14 protein-coding genes and 1 pseudogene are annotated in these 16,312 nt (G+C 62.1%); 8 read left to right on the top strand and 7 right to left on the bottom strand.

Going from position 1 to position 16,312, the window contains the following annotated elements; translation table 11 throughout:
• Positions 1 to 267: 267 nt before the first annotated feature.
• Positions 268 to 1,620: an IS1182 family transposase gene (locus IVB54_RS21875; protein ID WP_026233143.1), complete on the bottom strand. Its 1,353-nt coding sequence runs from the start codon at positions 1,618 to 1,620 to the stop codon at positions 268 to 270.
• A 144-nt stretch (positions 1,621 to 1,764) separates the two neighbouring features.
• On the opposite strand from IVB54_RS21875, the gene IVB54_RS21870 reads away from it, so the two are divergent.
• The 6 genes and pseudogenes from IVB54_RS21870 (at position 1,765) to IVB54_RS21850 (ending at position 5,036) form a co-directional block, all read left to right on the top strand.
• Positions 1,765 to 2,103 (top strand): hypothetical protein, encoded by a 339-nt coding sequence (locus IVB54_RS21870; RefSeq protein WP_018456329.1) that lies wholly within the window; start codon positions 1,765 to 1,767, stop codon positions 2,101 to 2,103.
• Between the two features lie 323 nt (positions 2,104 to 2,426).
• Entirely contained in the window at positions 2,427 to 3,410 is a 984-nt protein-coding gene (locus IVB54_RS21865; protein ID WP_026233144.1) for a dienelactone hydrolase family protein, read from the top strand.
• A gap of 19 nt (positions 3,411 to 3,429) precedes the next feature.
• A pseudogene (locus IVB54_RS41685) lies at positions 3,430 to 3,554 on the top strand (GrlR family regulatory protein); the annotation flags it as partial.
• Positions 3,555 to 3,756: 202 nt separating this feature from the next.
• A complete protein-coding gene (locus tag IVB54_RS21860; RefSeq protein ID WP_018456332.1) occupies positions 3,757 to 4,074 on the top strand; it encodes a metalloregulator ArsR/SmtB family transcription factor in 318 nt (105 codons plus the stop codon).
• Entirely contained in the window at positions 4,071 to 4,556 is a 486-nt protein-coding gene (locus IVB54_RS21855; RefSeq protein WP_018456333.1) for an SRPBCC family protein, read from the top strand. Before IVB54_RS21860 ends, IVB54_RS21855 begins: the two co-directional genes overlap by 4 nt.
• Positions 4,557 to 4,601: 45 nt before the next feature.
• Positions 4,602 to 5,036: an MAPEG family protein gene (locus IVB54_RS21850; protein ID WP_039799692.1), complete on the top strand. Its 435-nt coding sequence runs from the start codon at positions 4,602 to 4,604 to the stop codon at positions 5,034 to 5,036.
• A gap of 82 nt (positions 5,037 to 5,118) precedes the next feature.
• On the opposite strand, the gene IVB54_RS21845 is transcribed toward IVB54_RS21850, so the two are convergent.
• Positions 5,119 to 5,742 carry a class I SAM-dependent methyltransferase gene (locus tag IVB54_RS21845; protein WP_018456335.1) on the bottom strand — a complete coding sequence of 208 codons (624 nt, stop codon included), beginning with the start codon at positions 5,740 to 5,742 and terminating at the stop codon, positions 5,119 to 5,121.
• Between the two features lie 1,224 nt (positions 5,743 to 6,966).
• Positions 6,967 to 7,764 (bottom strand): helix-turn-helix transcriptional regulator, encoded by a 798-nt coding sequence (locus IVB54_RS21835; protein WP_204511029.1) that lies wholly within the window; start codon positions 7,762 to 7,764, stop codon positions 6,967 to 6,969.
• A 427-nt stretch (positions 7,765 to 8,191) separates the two neighbouring features.
• Between IVB54_RS21835 and IVB54_RS21830 the strand changes: the two genes are divergently transcribed.
• Complete coding sequence (locus IVB54_RS21830) at positions 8,192 to 8,425, top strand: hypothetical protein (protein ID WP_143274232.1); 234 nt, start codon at positions 8,192 to 8,194, stop codon at positions 8,423 to 8,425.
• Between the two features lie 894 nt (positions 8,426 to 9,319).
• Here the strand turns inward: IVB54_RS21830 and IVB54_RS21825 are convergent.
• Entirely contained in the window at positions 9,320 to 9,934 is a 615-nt protein-coding gene (locus tag IVB54_RS21825; RefSeq protein WP_247776439.1) for a hypothetical protein, read from the bottom strand.
• On the opposite strand from IVB54_RS21825, the gene IVB54_RS21820 reads away from it, so the two are divergent.
• A complete protein-coding gene (locus tag IVB54_RS21820; protein WP_247776438.1) occupies positions 9,915 to 12,068 on the top strand; it encodes an autotransporter domain-containing protein in 2,154 nt (717 codons plus the stop codon). The two genes, IVB54_RS21825 and IVB54_RS21820, sit on opposite strands and share 20 nt — an antisense overlap.
• Positions 12,069 to 12,185: 117 nt before the next feature.
• On the opposite strand, the gene IVB54_RS21815 is transcribed toward IVB54_RS21820, so the two are convergent.
• The 3 genes from IVB54_RS21815 to IVB54_RS21805 are packed head-to-tail and all read right to left on the bottom strand — an operon-like array spanning position 12,186 to position 16,104.
• Entirely contained in the window at positions 12,186 to 12,803 is a 618-nt protein-coding gene (locus tag IVB54_RS21815) for an Isoquinoline 1-oxidoreductase subunit (protein ID WP_247777517.1), read from the bottom strand.
• 8 nt (positions 12,804 to 12,811) lie between these two features.
• On the bottom strand, positions 12,812 to 13,336 hold the full coding sequence (locus tag IVB54_RS21810) for a (2Fe-2S)-binding protein (protein ID WP_018456342.1): 525 nt from the start codon (positions 13,334 to 13,336) through the stop codon (positions 12,812 to 12,814).
• Positions 13,333 to 16,104 (bottom strand): molybdopterin cofactor-binding domain-containing protein, encoded by a 2,772-nt coding sequence (locus tag IVB54_RS21805; protein WP_026233146.1) that lies wholly within the window; start codon positions 16,102 to 16,104, stop codon positions 13,333 to 13,335. Before IVB54_RS21805 ends, IVB54_RS21810 begins: the two co-directional genes overlap by 4 nt.
• Between the last annotated feature and the right edge of the window lie 208 nt (positions 16,105 to 16,312).

Here is a 16,312-nt window from a genome sequence, read left to right as displayed (position 1 = left end):
GAGACGCGGAATTCAGTGACGACGTTAATAGCAAGGACGCCGAGCAACGCCAGGCCGCGAAGCACATCGATAGTTTCGATGCGCTGCCTTGGGTTCACAGGGCCGGAGCGGCTCTCACAGCTTATGGCGACCATGCGCGAGCACTATAGGTTGGGGGAGGAGATTGGGCCAGTTCAGTTCTGGTATTGGCCGATTCCGTTGAAAAAGGCCCGAAGTAGTTCGCTGTAATGGTACGAGTTGCGATGCGGACGAAGGGCTCACCAGTTCTTATGCGAGCCTTGGGGTTGGCATTGGGATCAGCTTGGCCATTTTGCGGAGGTTCTGGGCTGTGGCTGCGAGGGTGAACTCGTCGCGCGCGCCGTTCGGACCCCTTAGTCGCAGGCGATCGAGCTTGAGAATGCGCTTGAGGTGCGCGAACAGCATCTCGATCTTCTTGCGGAGCCGACGAGAAGTGCGACCCTCCCATGATCTTGCGATCTGGCGCGCCATGTCGCGAGCGCCCTCGTAGATCGAGCGTGGCACCCTCCGTGAGGCCTGCGTGGGGCAGCACCGGAGCTTCAATGCGCAGCGATCACAATCGCGCTTACTGGCCAGGTAAAGCATGGTGGCACCATCATTCACCAGCGTTCCGGTCGTGGTAAGAACTTTGCCATCGGGGCAACGATAGACGTCTCCGGTATGGTCATAGGTGAAGTCGTCGCGCGAGAAGATCCCGTCTGTGCGGGCCGACTTGTCGAACACTGTAACGTGGGGCTCGATGCCGTGCTCATAGAGCAGCCAGGCGAGCATCTCGGCCGAGCCATAACCGCTGTCGCCGAGGAGCCGGCTTGGATAGAGATCGAACCGTTCGAGCGAGCGCTCAATCATGCGCTTGGCAGCCAGCACCTCCGCCTGCCGAATCGCCGTAGTCGCCTCAACATCGACGATGATCGCGTTCTCGACGTCGATCAGGTAGTTCGTGGAGTAGGCGAAGAAGGCTTGGCCACCGTGAGCCCCCGTCCAGCGCGCCGCCGGGTCGGAGGGCGACACGAACTTGGGGGTGACTTCGGTCGCTGCCCCGAAGGCTGCATCGTCGAGGACAGCTAGATACTCATCGATGGCTCGTCCGGCCGCCGCTGGCGGAAGTCCCTTGTCGCCTTCGATGCCCTTCTGCCGATTGGCATCGGCCTTGATCAAGCTCGCATCGACTGCAAACCCTTCACCGCCGACCAGCCGCTCCTCGATGCAGCGGCGCAACACGCACTCGAACACGCGTCGGAAGAGATCGCTTTGCCGGAAGCGGCCGTGCCTGTTCTTGGAGAACGTCGAGTGATCCGGCACCGCCCCCTCGAGACCGAGCCGGCAGAACCACCGGTAGGCCAAATTAAGGTGAACCTCATCGCACAGGCGCCGCTCTGACCGGATACCGAAGCAGTAACCGATCAGCAGCATCCGGATCATGAGCTCCGGATCGATCGAAGGCCGACCGATGTTGCTGTAGAAAGGTGCCGGGTCCCGCTTGATCTCTCCGAGGTCAACAAACCTGTCGATCGACCTGAGCAGGTGATCGGCGGGAATATGCTTCTCAAGTGAGAACTCATAGAACAAAGCGGCTTGCTCGACTTGCCGATGCCCCATCATGATCTTCAGTCCTGCCAACTAGACAGACTGAATCACTGATCTATCTGCGCCGCAACAGCCGACTTTTTCAACAGAATCGGCCTGCAGCGGACTTCGGTGCATCGGTACTAGAGAGCCTATGGTCGTCTATTCCGGGAGGAGAGCTTGAAGAACATTCAGATTATAGATCGCGCGGTCAACGCGACGTTCAGCTTGTTTCAAGCGACCGATGATGAGTTCGCTGCTATCTTTCCCGGCCCGGGCCAAGACATGGAGTTGATTGAGGACTTTACCGAACGCGCTGGGGAAGAGCAGGCTTTGCGAATATTGTCGCCCGTATGGGGGCGCCCCATTTTGAAGCGCGATGCGCAAGGTGTCCACGGGACGCTGTACTTCGAGTATGCCGACCGGAGGCAATCTCTTCCGGAATCTAAGAGAGAGGTCGATTGGCCCGATTCTTACGTTAATCTTGCGCAGCGCAAGCTGTTTGCCAGCAAACGTTAGGGCCTGTATCTGGCCCTGCGACTCGCGGCGATGTCGGCTTGTAACCCGTTGCAGACGTTCGGACGACCAGCCAGATTATAATTGTGAACAATGTCACAGAGCCGAAGCTTGCCTTTTGGCAAGCTCTACCTACGCTGCGCACATGTTGTTCGGGGCTGCGATGGGCGCGTTTCCCTGCGTTTTATTGGTCTTTTCATCTTGCTTGCTTGCGGCTCAGCGGGAGGCGGACCGACGTGCAAGCTGCGCGAGGCTGGTAGCGGCAGTCAATGCGGCACAGTTCGGCCAAGTTTGATCCGAGAGTTCGCTGGCGAATGGGGGCACTGATGGCCAAACTGTATTGGATCTGTGCTGCCGTACTCGGCTGCTTGATGTCGCCTGTGCAAGCTGCCGGTGTTCAGCTTCTGGATACCGATCCAAATCTGGCTGGCGCTATATGGTACCCTTGCGCAGCAGCGGCGCAACGAGTGCCCCTCGGCAAACTCACTGTCCAATTCATTGAATCGATTGAAGGTACGAAGGACTGTCCCGTCACAGGAACGAACTTGCCACTCGTGATCGTCTCGCACGGACGCGGCGGTTGGTTCGGACAACACGATGACACGGTGCAGGCCCTGGCAAACGCTGGATTTGTCGTCGCCTCGATCAACCTTCCGGGTGACAATGGAAACGATTCCTCGCAACGAGACAGCCTTTCCATTCTGGCAACCCGGCCCGCCAGCATTATCCGATTGCTTGATTTCATCTTGAATGACTGGAAAGACCGGGCTGCGATTGATTCCTCCAGGATCGGCTTCTTTGGGTTTTCGCTCGGCGCCTATACCGGATTGGTGTTGGCGGGCGGCAATCCCGATCTCCGGAGATTTGCGCTCTACTGCTCGGACGCGAACCGAACGCGGGCATGCGAGCAACTCCGTAGCGGCGACATACCAAGCAGCTTGCCTCACGAACCTCGTATCCGAGCCGCAGTGCTCGCCGATACGGCAATTAACTTTGCCTTTCCCGCTGACCGCTTGGCAGACATCACAATCCCGCTGCTGATCTGGCGATCAGAGTTTGGCGGCGCAGGCGTAGACCCGAAAAACTCAGCGCTCGTTGCTCAGTCGCTGCCCGGCAAAAAGGAAGTGCGCGTGGTGCCTGCCGGTCATTTTGCTTTCCTGTCGCCATGCACGGCAGAGTTCGCGGAGAAGCTTCCTCGCTTCTGTACTGACCCGCCGGGTTTCGACAGGACGGCATTCCATCGCGAGTTCAACGCCAGCATCATCAATTTCTTTCGAGAGACTCTCGTTCGCCAGGGCGAGAGCCGTTAGCAGCCGATCTATGAGCGCGATGGACGGCCGCATCCTGGGCGGCGATGCGTTCTTCTACTATCTCGCGGCGAGCTCGAAGGCATCGCACTCGCTGGGAAGCGCAGCCTGCGATTGGCGGCATCGCTCAAGCTGATGAGGCGGGCCCAGAACGGTTACTCAGAGATCTCGGATGTCTGCCGAGAGGGTAACGCAGGCCTGACGTGCGACCGCGGCGAGGTCGGCAAGTGAGCCCAAGCTGACGTCTGGCCCAATATCAGCACGTTTTGACGAGATCATTAGTTTATGCTTATCATTAGTTATGGCTAATGATAGATCCGCTACCGTAACGGCAACCCTTCGGCGAAGCATGGCTAAAGACAGCGTGCAACTGGCCGCTCTGGGCGATTCGACCCGCAGACGAATATTCGCATTGCTGGGCGCGCGGCCGCGCACTGTCGTTGAACTCACCCGTGAACTGACTGTCTCCCAGTCAGCCGTCTCTCAGCATCTGAAGGTGCTGCGCGAATCTCATTTGGTTCGTGCCGAGCCGAAGGGAGCCAGCAACATTTATCACATCGATCCAGCGGGGCTCAGCCAGATGCGCGCCTGGCTTGACCGGTTCTGGAGCAGCACACTGGCTGCGTACAAAGTGGCCGTAGAAAAATCAGTGGAGGACCAGAAATGAGCATCCGTGTATCGGCGGCACCCATCAAACAATCGATCGTGGTTGAGGCGCCTATCGAGCGCGCGTTTAAGGTCTTTACGGAAGACTTCGGCAGCTTCAAACCACGCGAGCACAATCTGCTCTCCGTGCCCATCGCAGAGACCGTGTTCGAGCCCCGGGTCGGCGGTCACATCTATGATCGAGGTGTCGACGGCAGCGAATGCCGCTGGGCGCGTGTGTTGGCTTTTGAGCCGCCGAATCGCGTGCTTCTAAGCTGGGACATCAGCCCGCGCTGGCAAATCGAAACCGATCCAGACAAGACCAGTGAATGGGAGGTGCGGTTCATTGCCGAGACGCCAAGCCGGACTCGATTGGAACTTGAGCACCGTCACCTCGAACGTCATGGCCAAGGTAGGGAAGGCGTGAGCGAAGGCGTTGAAGGCGATCAGGGTTGGCCGCTCTACCTGAAACGGTTCGCCGAGCGGATAGCCCGCGAGGCATGATATCCGCGTAACCTATGCGACGTGATCGCATTTGCGGAGGTCCTTATGACAGCCTACTGGCTTAGCATTGTCGGGGTGCTTGCCCTTTGCCTCCTGTCAATTTTGCTGGCGGTCTATTCAGGATTCTCCAAAGGCTGGGCCGGGGCACTCTCCGGACCTGTCTTGCCGTTGGATGACGATAACCTGCTGTACCGGATCGATCGCGTCCACATGAACGCAGTGGAGGCGCTGCCGCCTTTTGTCGTCCCGACAGTCCTGGCTACGTTGGCAGGGGTAAGACCCGTCACGCTTGCAACGCTTGTATGGGTCTATGTCGCAATTCGTCTGATCCACGTTGCGGTCTATTTGCGCGGCGGTAACGCGGCCAAAGGCGGCAGCGTCAGAACCATTCTCTATGTTTCAGGTGCCCTCGTAACGGTCATCCTCATTGCCGTAACCGCCCTGGCAGCCATCCCTAGGGTATCAACGCTGGCCGCCTGACGACAGCGGCTTTTGGCCCGAAGCGAGCGATCTGTGCAATTCGCAAGTTGTGGCCCTGCAGACGTGGGCTGCAGCGTGAAATTCAGCATGATCTGATGAAGCTGCTGAACTGGAAATTCTGTACCGATTGCCACGGCGTCGCGTGCTTATGACGCCGATGATCCGTCAATGTGAAGCCGGCGCCGAGCAGTGCGGTGATGCTGTCAGCGGTGTGACGTGTCACGGGCAAGCCGCTGCATTTCTCCGGACCATCGATTGCGAATGTGCCGATGATGACATGACCGCCAATTTTTACGGTTCTTCGGACGCACGCGACATAAGCCGCTTGTTCTTCCGGCGCGGTGAGAAAATGGAACGCTGCACGGTCGTGCCAGATGTCATGATGGCGCGCTGGCTGCCACGTCGTCACATCGGCGACGATCCAATGCACGGCGTCGCCAGCGGCACCGAGCCGTGCACGCGAGGCCGCGAGCGCCGCGTCGGACAGATCAAGGACGGTCAGATCTGCATATCCAGCCGCCAGCAGCGCATCGACGAGCCGAGCCGCCCCACCGCCGATGTCAACAATCGGTGAGGTAAGCTCTGCGGCGGCCAGTGCGATCAATTCGAGCGAAGGCGACGGGCTCTCCTGGAACCAGCTTAACTCGCGTTCGCCCTTGCTCTCGTATACGTTCTCCCAATGGGCCGCCCGGCCTGAAATCGTCATGAAACCCGATCCCTTCCATGCTGACCCCGCCAATACTCGACCGCAAGCATTACTCCATCCCTTCAGTGTTCTCGCCCTCGGCGCTCCGGCGTGAAGCGCGGCGACAGCGCGGCCTGCCACGGCAGGATGTCCGGAGGTCTGCATTCTAGACCCGGACGGCGATCTCGTCAGGTGACCCAAGGCGGACCATGACCTGCAAATTCCGAGCTGGCGATCACTTCTAAGATTGCCTCGTTGAGCCGGTTTCCCACGCTACCGGCCCAAATTGATTTAGAAGTGGCCCAAATTCGTTCCTGTATCTGGAACTGAGTATCTGGTTTAGAGTCTCGTGATCGCCGCCCGGTCCTTGGCTTTTATCGGTGACAGAGAGTCCTGCACGCTCCCGCCTTTGACAATCGCGGTGAGCTATGTGTGAGAAATGTGACGAGATCGACCAGCGCATTGCGCGGTACAAGTACATAGCATCGCGTATCACCGACCGAATTACGCTCGTTGGCATAACTGAATTAATCGAAGCTGCGCCTGCCAAGAAGGCCGCTTTCCATTGCAAACCCGAGCAACAGTGAGGCCGCGTTGAACCTAAACGCCGGCGGTCCCGACCAATGTCTACTGGAGGATTGCGGTTTCCAGTTCCAACGTGGCGCCACTGAGCATTATTGGGCTTGGTGGCGTTTTCGTTTAGGGGGAATTTCGAAACTCAGAGCGGCCTATTTCGGCCTCGATAGGGCGCTGGCCTGTTTCCCACCTCAGTGGCCCGGTTTGATTTTAGCCCCGTCCTGCCTTTCTTTGTCGCAATCGCTCAGCTTGTCCAAGGCATCAGTGGCTTAACCCACATATAGGGCGTAGACTCAGCCGATCACCGCCCCGCCATCGGCATCTATCGGTGACTGAGAGTATCGCGCTCCCGCCTCCTACCCGGAGAGCACCATGCGCACCAAAGCCGTACAACCCAAATTGTCGTTGCAGAATAGGCTTATGCTCGAGGCTAACCGCCTCGAAGGCGATGCAAACAGGCTGCCCCATGGCCCCCTTCGGGAAGCTATGATCCGCGCAGCGGACTAACCGAAAGTGCGCATCGAATCGAGAATTGGCTGTCCTCGGCAAGTCTACGAGCGCCAACGTGATCAACGATCGGCTGTCGTATTCGTCTTCCTGCATCTCAGCGAGGTCCGAGACGAGCCAGAAAGGGAAGGGCATCCAGGGCAGCCCTGCGGCTTCAGCCCGTTATCGCAGCCTGCCGAGCCACAGCGCGGCGAGGGACTGGCGACTGCGCACGGCGAACTTGGCGTAGATCGACTTGACGTGGAAATGCGTGGTGTTCGGACTTTGCTCGAGCTTCTGCGCGATCTGCCTTTCCGTGTCCCCGGCGAGCAGTCCGAGCAACACGCGGCGTTCAGCGGGTGTGAGGGGCGCGTTGGCGATGAGCAGTCCGTGGCTGAGCAATTGTTGACGGTGAAACCATCTCAAGGCGCGCATCACGAAGCCCAGACGCTGGCCGTCCTGTGCCGTAAAGCGGGGTTGCTGCGCATCACGAAATACGAACAGGCGAATCCTCAAATCGTCATTGAGCGCAATGCGCACGGAGATGCTGTCGGCGAAGCCGACGTCCAGATAGTGGCGCCGATAGTGCTTCCCCTTGAACCATTCCGGCGGCAGCGTTTCGAACAGCAGGCGGACGCGGAACGGCTCGTCGCCCGACATTGACAAGATCTGGGACAGGTCGACGTCGTCGGACCAGAGCGTATCGTACTGCTTCTGCACGGATGCCGCCACCGCCGGTATCGGGTCCAGCACCCTGACGAGACGCGGACGCCAGCCGAGCAGGGGATCGGTCCGCTTCGGCGAAGGCAATCGCACGACCACGCCCCACAGCACATTGCGTGCCGACAACATGGTGCGCAGTGCGGACAGCAGGTGGGTCAGCGCAGCGTCACTGTCGGCGACCGAGAAGTCGGCCAGCTGATCCCAGAGCGCATAGACGTCTTGATTTAGCGGATCGATGGGATCCGTGGAGAGATGCATGTCATTTCCAGATTGTGCCGGCCGCCGAGCTCAGAGGCGACCCCAGAGGCCTCCGACCTGCGCGAGCATACATAAAGTACAGCGAACCACCTTTCCAGGTAGTTCTCAGATGCACAAAATGGCGCGATATCGGCCCGGTTACCGGGAATACAGATTCTCTCAGCGTAACGACATTGGGAGATCGACGATGCGTACAACGACGGGCGCGCGCCGGCCTAAAAGGCCTGGCGAAGGCCGGACGGAGAGGCGACGGCGGCGCGGTTTTTTCCTCGCCCTGTCATCCGCGGTGCTGCTGATTACACTCTCAGCCTTTGCGCAGCATCCACCGGCAAGGGTGTCGATCCGCCCCGGGCGTTAGCGTTCCCTGATCAAGCCGCTTTTGTATGCATTTCCGTCGTTCTCCGAAGTTGATCTGCATGGAAATCTCATGATCCGGCCAGCCTGCCGGGTTTCTGATCGGCTCGTCGAGTCAGAAGAGCACGGCATCGTCGCTTTCATCATCTCGGCACTGCATGCGTCGCGGCGCCGCCTGGCAAGCCGCGTCATACGCCAATGTGAGCATTTGCTCGGAAACGAAGCCAAAAAACGTCCGGAGAACAAGAATGGTGACGAGCAGAGCGACGCAAACAAAATTGGCGGCCCGATCCCATGCCCACAATGAAACGGGCTGGCTGCTGGCAGTCGCCGCCGCATTCCTCATCGTGCACGCCGCCGCCTGGATCATCTGCGGACATGTTTCGAGCAACGAGGGCGCGCATTCCCAACCTGAGCCGATATGCCTGTCGTGCGATTGACGGCGCTCCTGGATTGCAAACCGATCCGCGGAGTCGATGCGCCGGCGCTCATAAATCGCAGCGAACCACCTTTCTAGGTAGTTCTCAGACCCCTCGTGTGACGCGATATTCGGCGCGGTGACTGGGAAGACGGATTCTCTCTGCGTAACGACATAGTTGAGCGGGCCTCCGCAGAACTTAAGCGCGTGCAGAACACGTTGCCGATATACCACCCCGCCTCGCAATCGTCGCGCCGTGACGATTGTTTGCCGTTTTCAAGGATCCAGCCATGCAACGCTTTTCTGTTTCGTGCTCCGGTCGCGAGACATTCCCTGTCGTCGACACGGCAAACAAGAGCGTTTCTGGAGTTACGTCATGAAGGTCAAGCTCGGTTCGACGACGCGGCTGCAAAACAGCAGCAGCATTCACAACAAGATGTCAGGTGGGGCAATGTCGGGCTTTGGACGGTTTTCGAACGGACGGGCCGCGCTGCTGGCTTTGGCATCAACCGGATTGGTCGGGATCGCGGTCCCGGCGTTGGGACAGGATGCGACCTGGCTGGCCAACCCTGGCACTGCCGACTACAACACCGCCGCAAACTGGGCCCCGGCGACGGTGCCAGTCGGCACCGCATTGTTTGGCAGCTCGAACACGACCGCGCTGACGCTCTCGGCCGACACCACGGTCGGCGGTTGGACCTTCAGTCCAGGCGCCTCGAACTATGTTCTCGACAACCACAACTTCCTTCAAACTCTCACTTTCAGCGGTGCCGGCATTAGCGTTCAGGGCGGCAGCGCCACGATCACCAACAGCGGCTTCCGGAGCTCCATCGCTTTCAACGGCAGCAGCTCGGCGGGCGGCGCCACCATCACTAACACTGCAAACGGCATCACGATCGGTTTCAACGACAGCAGCACGGCCGGCAGCGCCACCATCACCAACAGCTTCAGCAGCACCATCAGTTTCGCTAACAGCAGCACGGCCGGCAGCGCCACGATCATCAACCGCAATGGCTCGCTCGTTTTCAGCGACGGCAGCTCGGCAGGCAGCGCCGCCATCACCAGCATCGTCGGCGGCTCCGTTGCCTTCAACGGCACCAGCTCGGCGGGCAGCGCCACCATCAACGGGGCAGCCGGTAGCGCCGTCATTTTCCGCAACAGCAGCACGGCCGGCAGCGCAGCCATCAGCGCTAGCGGGGTACTGCAATTCCGCGACAGCAGCACGGCCGGCAGCGCCGGCATCACCAATAGCAATCTACTGCAATTCCGCGACACCAGCACCGCCGGCAGCGCCATCATCGCCAGCAGCAACGGCCTTACATTTGCCATGAGCAGCACGGCGGGCAACGCAACTATCGCTATCAGTGCCGGGTCGTTGGTGTTCTCGAACACCAGCACGGCCGGCAGCGCCGCCATTACCAACGGTGGCGGGTTCGACTTCCTGGACGCCAGCACCGCCGGCAGCGCCACCATCATCAACAACAACGGGCTGCAATTCGCTGACACCAGCACAGGCGGCAGCGCCACCATCATCAACAACGGCAGCCTGGAATTCGCTAACTTCGCGACGGGCGGCAACGCCGCCATCACCAACGGCGCTTCGAGCGTTACGGATTTCAGCGACTCGACAGGGCCCAACAATGATCACAAGCTCAGCGCCGGCTCGATCAATGGCGCCGGGCTCTTCAGCCTTGGTCAGAACGAATTGACGGTCGGCGGCAACAACCTCTCCACCAACGTCACCGGTGTCATTGCCGACGGTGGCGCTGTCGGCGGCACCGGCGCCTCACTCGTCAAGGTTGGTACCGGCACGATGATGCTGTCCGCTATCAACACATACACCGGCGCGACCACCGTGAACGGCGGCACGCTGGCGGTCAACGGCGATATCACCTCGGCAAGCGGCGTCACCGTGAATTCCGGCGGCACGCTCGGCGGCAGCGGCATCGTCGGCAACACCAACGTCAACGGCGGCACGCTGGCGCCTGGCAATTCGATCGGCACGCTGACGGTGAGCGGCAGCCTGACATTGACGGCGGCATCGACCTATCTGGTGCAGATATCGGGCGCATCGAGCGACATGACGGTTGTGACCGGCACCGCCAACCTTGCGGGCAAGGTCACGGTCGATCCGCTGGCGCGCATCAGCGCAACCACCACCTACACCATCATGATCGCGGGCACCGTCAACGGCACCTTCGACACGGCGGGCGTTCTCGCCGGCAACAGTTTCGCCCGCAATGCGCGGGTGAGTTATGTCGGCAACGAGGTATTACTGACGGTCGATCCCGGCCTGCTGTCGCCGAACCTGCCCGCCAATGCCAATATCAACCAGAAGAACGTCGCGGCCGGAATCGACAATGCGCTCCTGGCCGGCGCCAACATGCCGGCGGGCTTCAACGCGCTGTTCGCTCTGACCGGCTCCGGTCTCGCCACCGCCCTGACGCAGGTCTCCGGCGAAACCGCGACCGGGTCGCAGCAGTCCACCTTCAATGCGATGAACCAGTTCATGGGGGTGATGACCGATCCGTTCATCGCCGGGCGCGGTGACGGTGCAACCGCCGGCGGCAACGCAACCGGTTACGCCGACGAGCAAGCGCTCGCCTATGCCGCGAGGAAGCGCAGCCCGAACGACGCGCTGGCGGCGATCTATACCAAGGCACCAGCTGCGGTGCCGTTCCAGCAGCGCTGGAGCGTGTGGGCGGCCGGCTTCGGCGGCTCGCAGAAAACCGACGGCAACTCGATCGCCGGCTCGAACAACACCAGCAGCAGCCTCTATGGCACCGCTGTCGGCGCCGACTATCGCATCTCGCGCGACACGCTGGTCGGCTTTGCACTTGCCGGCGGCGGCACCAATTTCAGCGTCGTCAACGGCGGCGGCGGACGCTCCGACCTGTTCCAGGCCGGCGCCTTCGTGCGCCACACGGTGGGCGCGGCTTATCTCTCCGGCGCGCTGGCCTATGGTTGGCAGGACATCACCACCGATCGCACCATCACCATCGCCGGCATCGATCGCCTGCGCGCGCAGTTCAATGCCAATGCCTGGTCCGGCCGTGTCGAGAGCGGCTACCGCTTCGTGGTGCCCGTGATCGGCGGGATTGGCTTCACGCCGTATGCGGCAGGCCAGTTCACCACCTTCGGCCTGCCGGCCTATGCGGAAGGTGTCGTCTCGGGCGCCAACACCTTTGCACTCGCTTATAATGCGAAGAGCGTGACCGACACGCGCAGCGAACTCGGCGTCCGCGCCGACAAATCCTTTGCCATGCAGAGCGCGATGCTGACGCTGCGCGGCCGCGTGGCCGGGGCGCATGATTTCAATCCCGACCGCGGCATCGGTGCGACGTTCCAGACGCTGCCGGGCGCCAGCTTCTTCGTCAACGGCGCGGCGCAGGCTTCCGACTCCGCGCTGGTCACGGCATCCGCCGAAACCAGATGGATGAACGGCTGGTCGACCGCCGCGACATTCGAAGGCGAGTTCTCCAGCGTGACGCGCAGCTACGCCGGCAAGGGCGTGGTGCGATATGCGTGGTGAACCCCTCGGGTGGCAGCGGTGCCGTTGGAAACGATCAAGCAGTGCCATGACTTGATGACGCTCGGCGTGAACTACAAGTTCGACTGAACTCCGTTCGCGGGACGGACCGCTTCGACGTCACGGCGCCGGGCAGGCCGCTCCGGTCTTCACCCAGGCCTCGACCAGCGCGCCGGCCTGCTGTTGCGTGCCCGGCACGGGCGAGCGGCCGAAGCCGGGCTTCCAGGCCCAGCCGACGAGGGTGTCCTTGCCGATATGGTCGATCAGGTCTTCCACCTTGCGCCCGCCATTGCGCGCGGGATCCCTGATCTGCTCGCAGATCTCGCCGACGGTCTTGCCCTCCCAGGCCATCTCGCGCGGGGCGAGATGCCATTCGGGATGGCCGGGTATGCGGCCGGGCTCGAAATTGGCCTTCTGGTGGCAGGTGTTGCAGCGCATCGCCTCGAGCCCGTGGCCGTCAGTGCCGCGCGTCACCGGCGGCTGATGCAGGCGGGCATTGTCGCCCTGGTGCGGCCTGTCGCCGGCCGGATGGCAATTGGTGCAACGCGGATGCGTCAGCACCTTGCCGAGCTCGGTGAAGATTGCGGCCGAGCGCTTCTCTGTGTCGCCGATCGAGGCAAAGCTCTCGGGCGAGGCGAGGGCGTGACCTGCCGTCTCCGACGCCGCGTAGCCTGCACCGAAACTGCCGGCGAGGGCGGCGACCACGGCAATCATCTTGAACCGCACGTCGGAGATCATGATGCGCGTCACTTGGTGGCCATGAGGTAGCGCTTCGAGTCGGCGAGGATCACGTCGCGCACCGCCTCGTGATATTTGACGTAGCCGGTGCAGCGACAGAGATGACCGTCGAGCGCATCCGCGATGGTTTGCTCCAGCGCCTCGCGCGCGACCGGTGTCCGCGACAGGCGCTCCAGCAGGACCTGGCCCTCATTGAGGAAGCCGGCGGTGCAATAGCCGCACTGAAAGGCGAAATGCTCGATGAAGGCCTTTTGCAGGGTCGAGAGCTCGCCGTCCCGCGCGTGCCCCTCGACGGTGCGGATCGACTTGCCGTCGAAATTCACGGCCGGCGCGACGCAGGTCGGGCTGGTGGTGCTGGTGCCGTCGGGCGCATCGATGATGACGGCGCAGCTCAGGCATTGCGCGGCGCCGCAGCCGAACTTGGTGCCGGTCATGCCCAGCATCTCGCGCAGAAAATCGTTCATCGAGAGATCGTCGCGGACGTCCATCGGGCCGTGCTTCTGGCCGTTGATGGTGAGGCTGAGGGTCGTCACGCGAGCACTCCCTTCAATAGGCTTGCGGTGACCGGCAGCGCACGGAAGCGATGGCCGGTGGCGTCGTGGATGGCGTTGATCAGCGCCGGCACGATCGGGATCATCACGACCTCCGCCATGCCCTTCGGCGCTTCGTCCGGTACTAGCGGCTTCAGCATCTCGATCTCGAGATCGCGGAGCGGCAGGTCGGAGCCGCGTGCGACCAGATAGCGCCCGAGATTCCATTCGCCGTTGCCGGGGCCGCCCTCGAACGGTGGGAGGGTTTCGAGCAGCGCGTAGCCGACGCCCATGGCGAAGCCGCCCTGGGCCTGGCCCATCACGACCTCGGGCACGAGCGCGGTGCCGCATTCGAACACACTGTAGGCCTTGGCGATGCGCAAGCTCCCGGTTGCGCGCTCGATCTCGACGCGGACGACCGTCCCGCACATCGAGGTGTAGGCGGTGCCAATCCGGTTGTTGTCGGTCGGCGGAATCTTGACGCTGGTGCGGTTGATCCGCTCGAACTTGCCGTTGCCTTTGCGGATCGCCAGCGCATCGATCTCGGCGCGGTATTGCTCGCCGGACACCGGGAAGCGTGCCCGCGACCACGCCCAGCGCGAGAAGCTGTGCGCAACCGCACCGGTGACGAAGCCGCGCGCGTGAGCTGTTGCGGCCAGTACCGGCAGCGCCAGCGGTTCGAGGCCGGGCATGGTGAGCTGGCCGTTCTGCCAGCTTGCGGCGTCCCATTGCCCCGCGCGCCGATCGGTCTTTGCGACGCGCCACAGCTCAAGCGCCGCGGGCCACAGGCCGAAGCGGAAAATCACGCGGGCGGCTTCCGCGGCCGAATGCGTGCCGACATGCGCGCCGATCGAGGAGCTCGTCGGCGAGCTGATCGCGGGCACCCAGCGCGGATTTTTCTCCGCGGCGTCCTGGGTCTTCTGGTCCATGGTGGAGGGATCGCCTGATGTGACCAGCCCGAGCATGTCATAGCTGTCGACGCGAGCGACCGAGACCTCGTCGGCGATGGCGCCGAGATGGCCGGCGACCCGGTTGGCCAGCGCCGTCCCGATGCCGTTGCCCATCTCGACGTGATCGCAATAGATGACGATCCTGCCGTCGGGGGCGAGCTCAACGCGTCCGAGCGAGCCGTCCGCACCGGAGCCATAGTCTTTCGTCACGCAGGCAACGCCGGTGCCGACCAGCCGATCCGACGAGGTCTGCTTGAACTGTGCCCGCTGCTGCCAGATCGGGTGCTTCTCGAGCTTGTCGAGGATTTCGGGCGTGCGCACCGAGACGATGTAGGGATTGCCCGTCATGGTCCGACCGTTCTGCGGCAGCGCGTTACGCCGCCGGAATTCGATCGGGTCGCGCTTGAGCTCGGAGGCGGCTTCGTCGATCAGGACCTCCAGCGCCGTCATGGCTTGCAGGATGCCGTAGCCCCGCATCGAGCCTGCGCTCACGCCGCGCGAGTGCACCGCGACGGTCCTGACGTCGACCTTCGGAATGTCGTAGATGCCGATCGCGCCGGTGGCTGCGACGACGGCGACGCTGGCCGAGAAATGGGCGAGCCCGCCGCCGTCGAGCACGTGATCGGCAGCGAACCCCTTGATCTTGCCGGTCGCGCGATCGATGCCGATGCGCGAGCGCATCTTGATCGCGTGGCGTTTGATGCCGGCCTGAAACTGCTGGTAACGGTCATGCGCCAGCCGCACCGGCTTGCCGGGAAAGCAGACCGCCGCGAGCGCCACATACAGAATGAAAGGCGTGTGATCGCGGCCACCAAAGCCGCCGCCGACATGGGCGAACTGCGCGTTGATGTGTGCCGGCTTGTAGGGCGCGCGGGCCTTGCCGAAGAGATGCGCGATCGACTCCGCCGCTTCGTAGGGCGACTGGACGCCGAGCAGCAGTTCGAGATTGCCGCCCTTGCCGTCGTACCAGGCGAGCCCGCATTCCGGCTCCAGGAACATCGGGTCGACCGATTGCGTCTCGAACTCGCGGTCGAGCACCAGCATGGATGGGTCATCCGCTGCAAGCTCGGCGCGGATCTGCTCGCCATATTTCGCCGCCTTGGCGTAATCCGCCGGCGTGTCCTTCGCGAGCGGCGACCACACCGGCAGCGCCGCGCTCTGCACCTTCTTGGGCGAGACCCAGCCGGCCTGGAGCGGCGAATAGACGTCCGGTTGGTCAGGCGAGGGACCTGCCACGCGGGTGAAGCGGAAGGCCCCGTAATCGGGCACCACGACAGGCCCGGTCTCCTCGCCGAATTGGACGAACGTGCCGTCGCGGAGCGCGAGACGCGCCTGGTCGAAGGCATCGAACTTTTCGAAGATCAAAAGCGCGACCGGCTGCCCGAGATAAAGCGGCGTCTTGCCGATCGGACAGAACAGGTCGCCCGCATAGAATTCCGGCACCTGCGTCCCGATCCGATCGAGATCGGCGGCTGTCACTACCACCGACGGCTTGAGCGCGCCGCCGAGGCGGCCGAGGTCCAGCCCGGTATAGACATGCGTGGCGTCATTGGCGCGGACCAGGATGGCGTGCGAGGTGGCTTGCGGCCAGCCCGGCAGGTCGTTGGCGCGGAAGTCGGACGCGTAAAGCTTCGCACCGGTGACCTTGGCGACGCCGTCGACACGGCCGGCGCCCGTTGTCGCGGGATTGAACTTGCCGCGTCCAGGCAGCGTTTCGTGCGCTGCGAAGGGAACGCCCGCCGCGGACGCCAGATGTGACAGGCTGACCGAGATGCCTCCCGCCGATAACCACTTCACGAACTCACGTCGCGAAGGCGTCATGATCAGATCCTTGGACAGAGTTTCGAGAACATCGGGATGCTGGCAGCATTCGATGTACGCAGGCCACGGACCCGCGCGAGCGCCGAATCCGTTACGATTCATTGACGATAGAACGGGCGAGGAGGTTTACAACCAATGAATGTGATACGCTTACGGCTCGAATTGCGGTTTCGAGCTTGCTTTAAAATCGAATCGAACGGAAGACCGT

The sequence above is a fragment of the Bradyrhizobium sp. CW1 genome (genome assembly GCF_023100665.1).
Lineage (GTDB): Bacteria > Pseudomonadota > Alphaproteobacteria > Rhizobiales > Xanthobacteraceae > Bradyrhizobium > Bradyrhizobium canariense_D.
The sequence above is the reverse complement of the archived record's forward strand: the minus strand, read 5'-3'. Positions and strand labels throughout refer to the sequence as shown.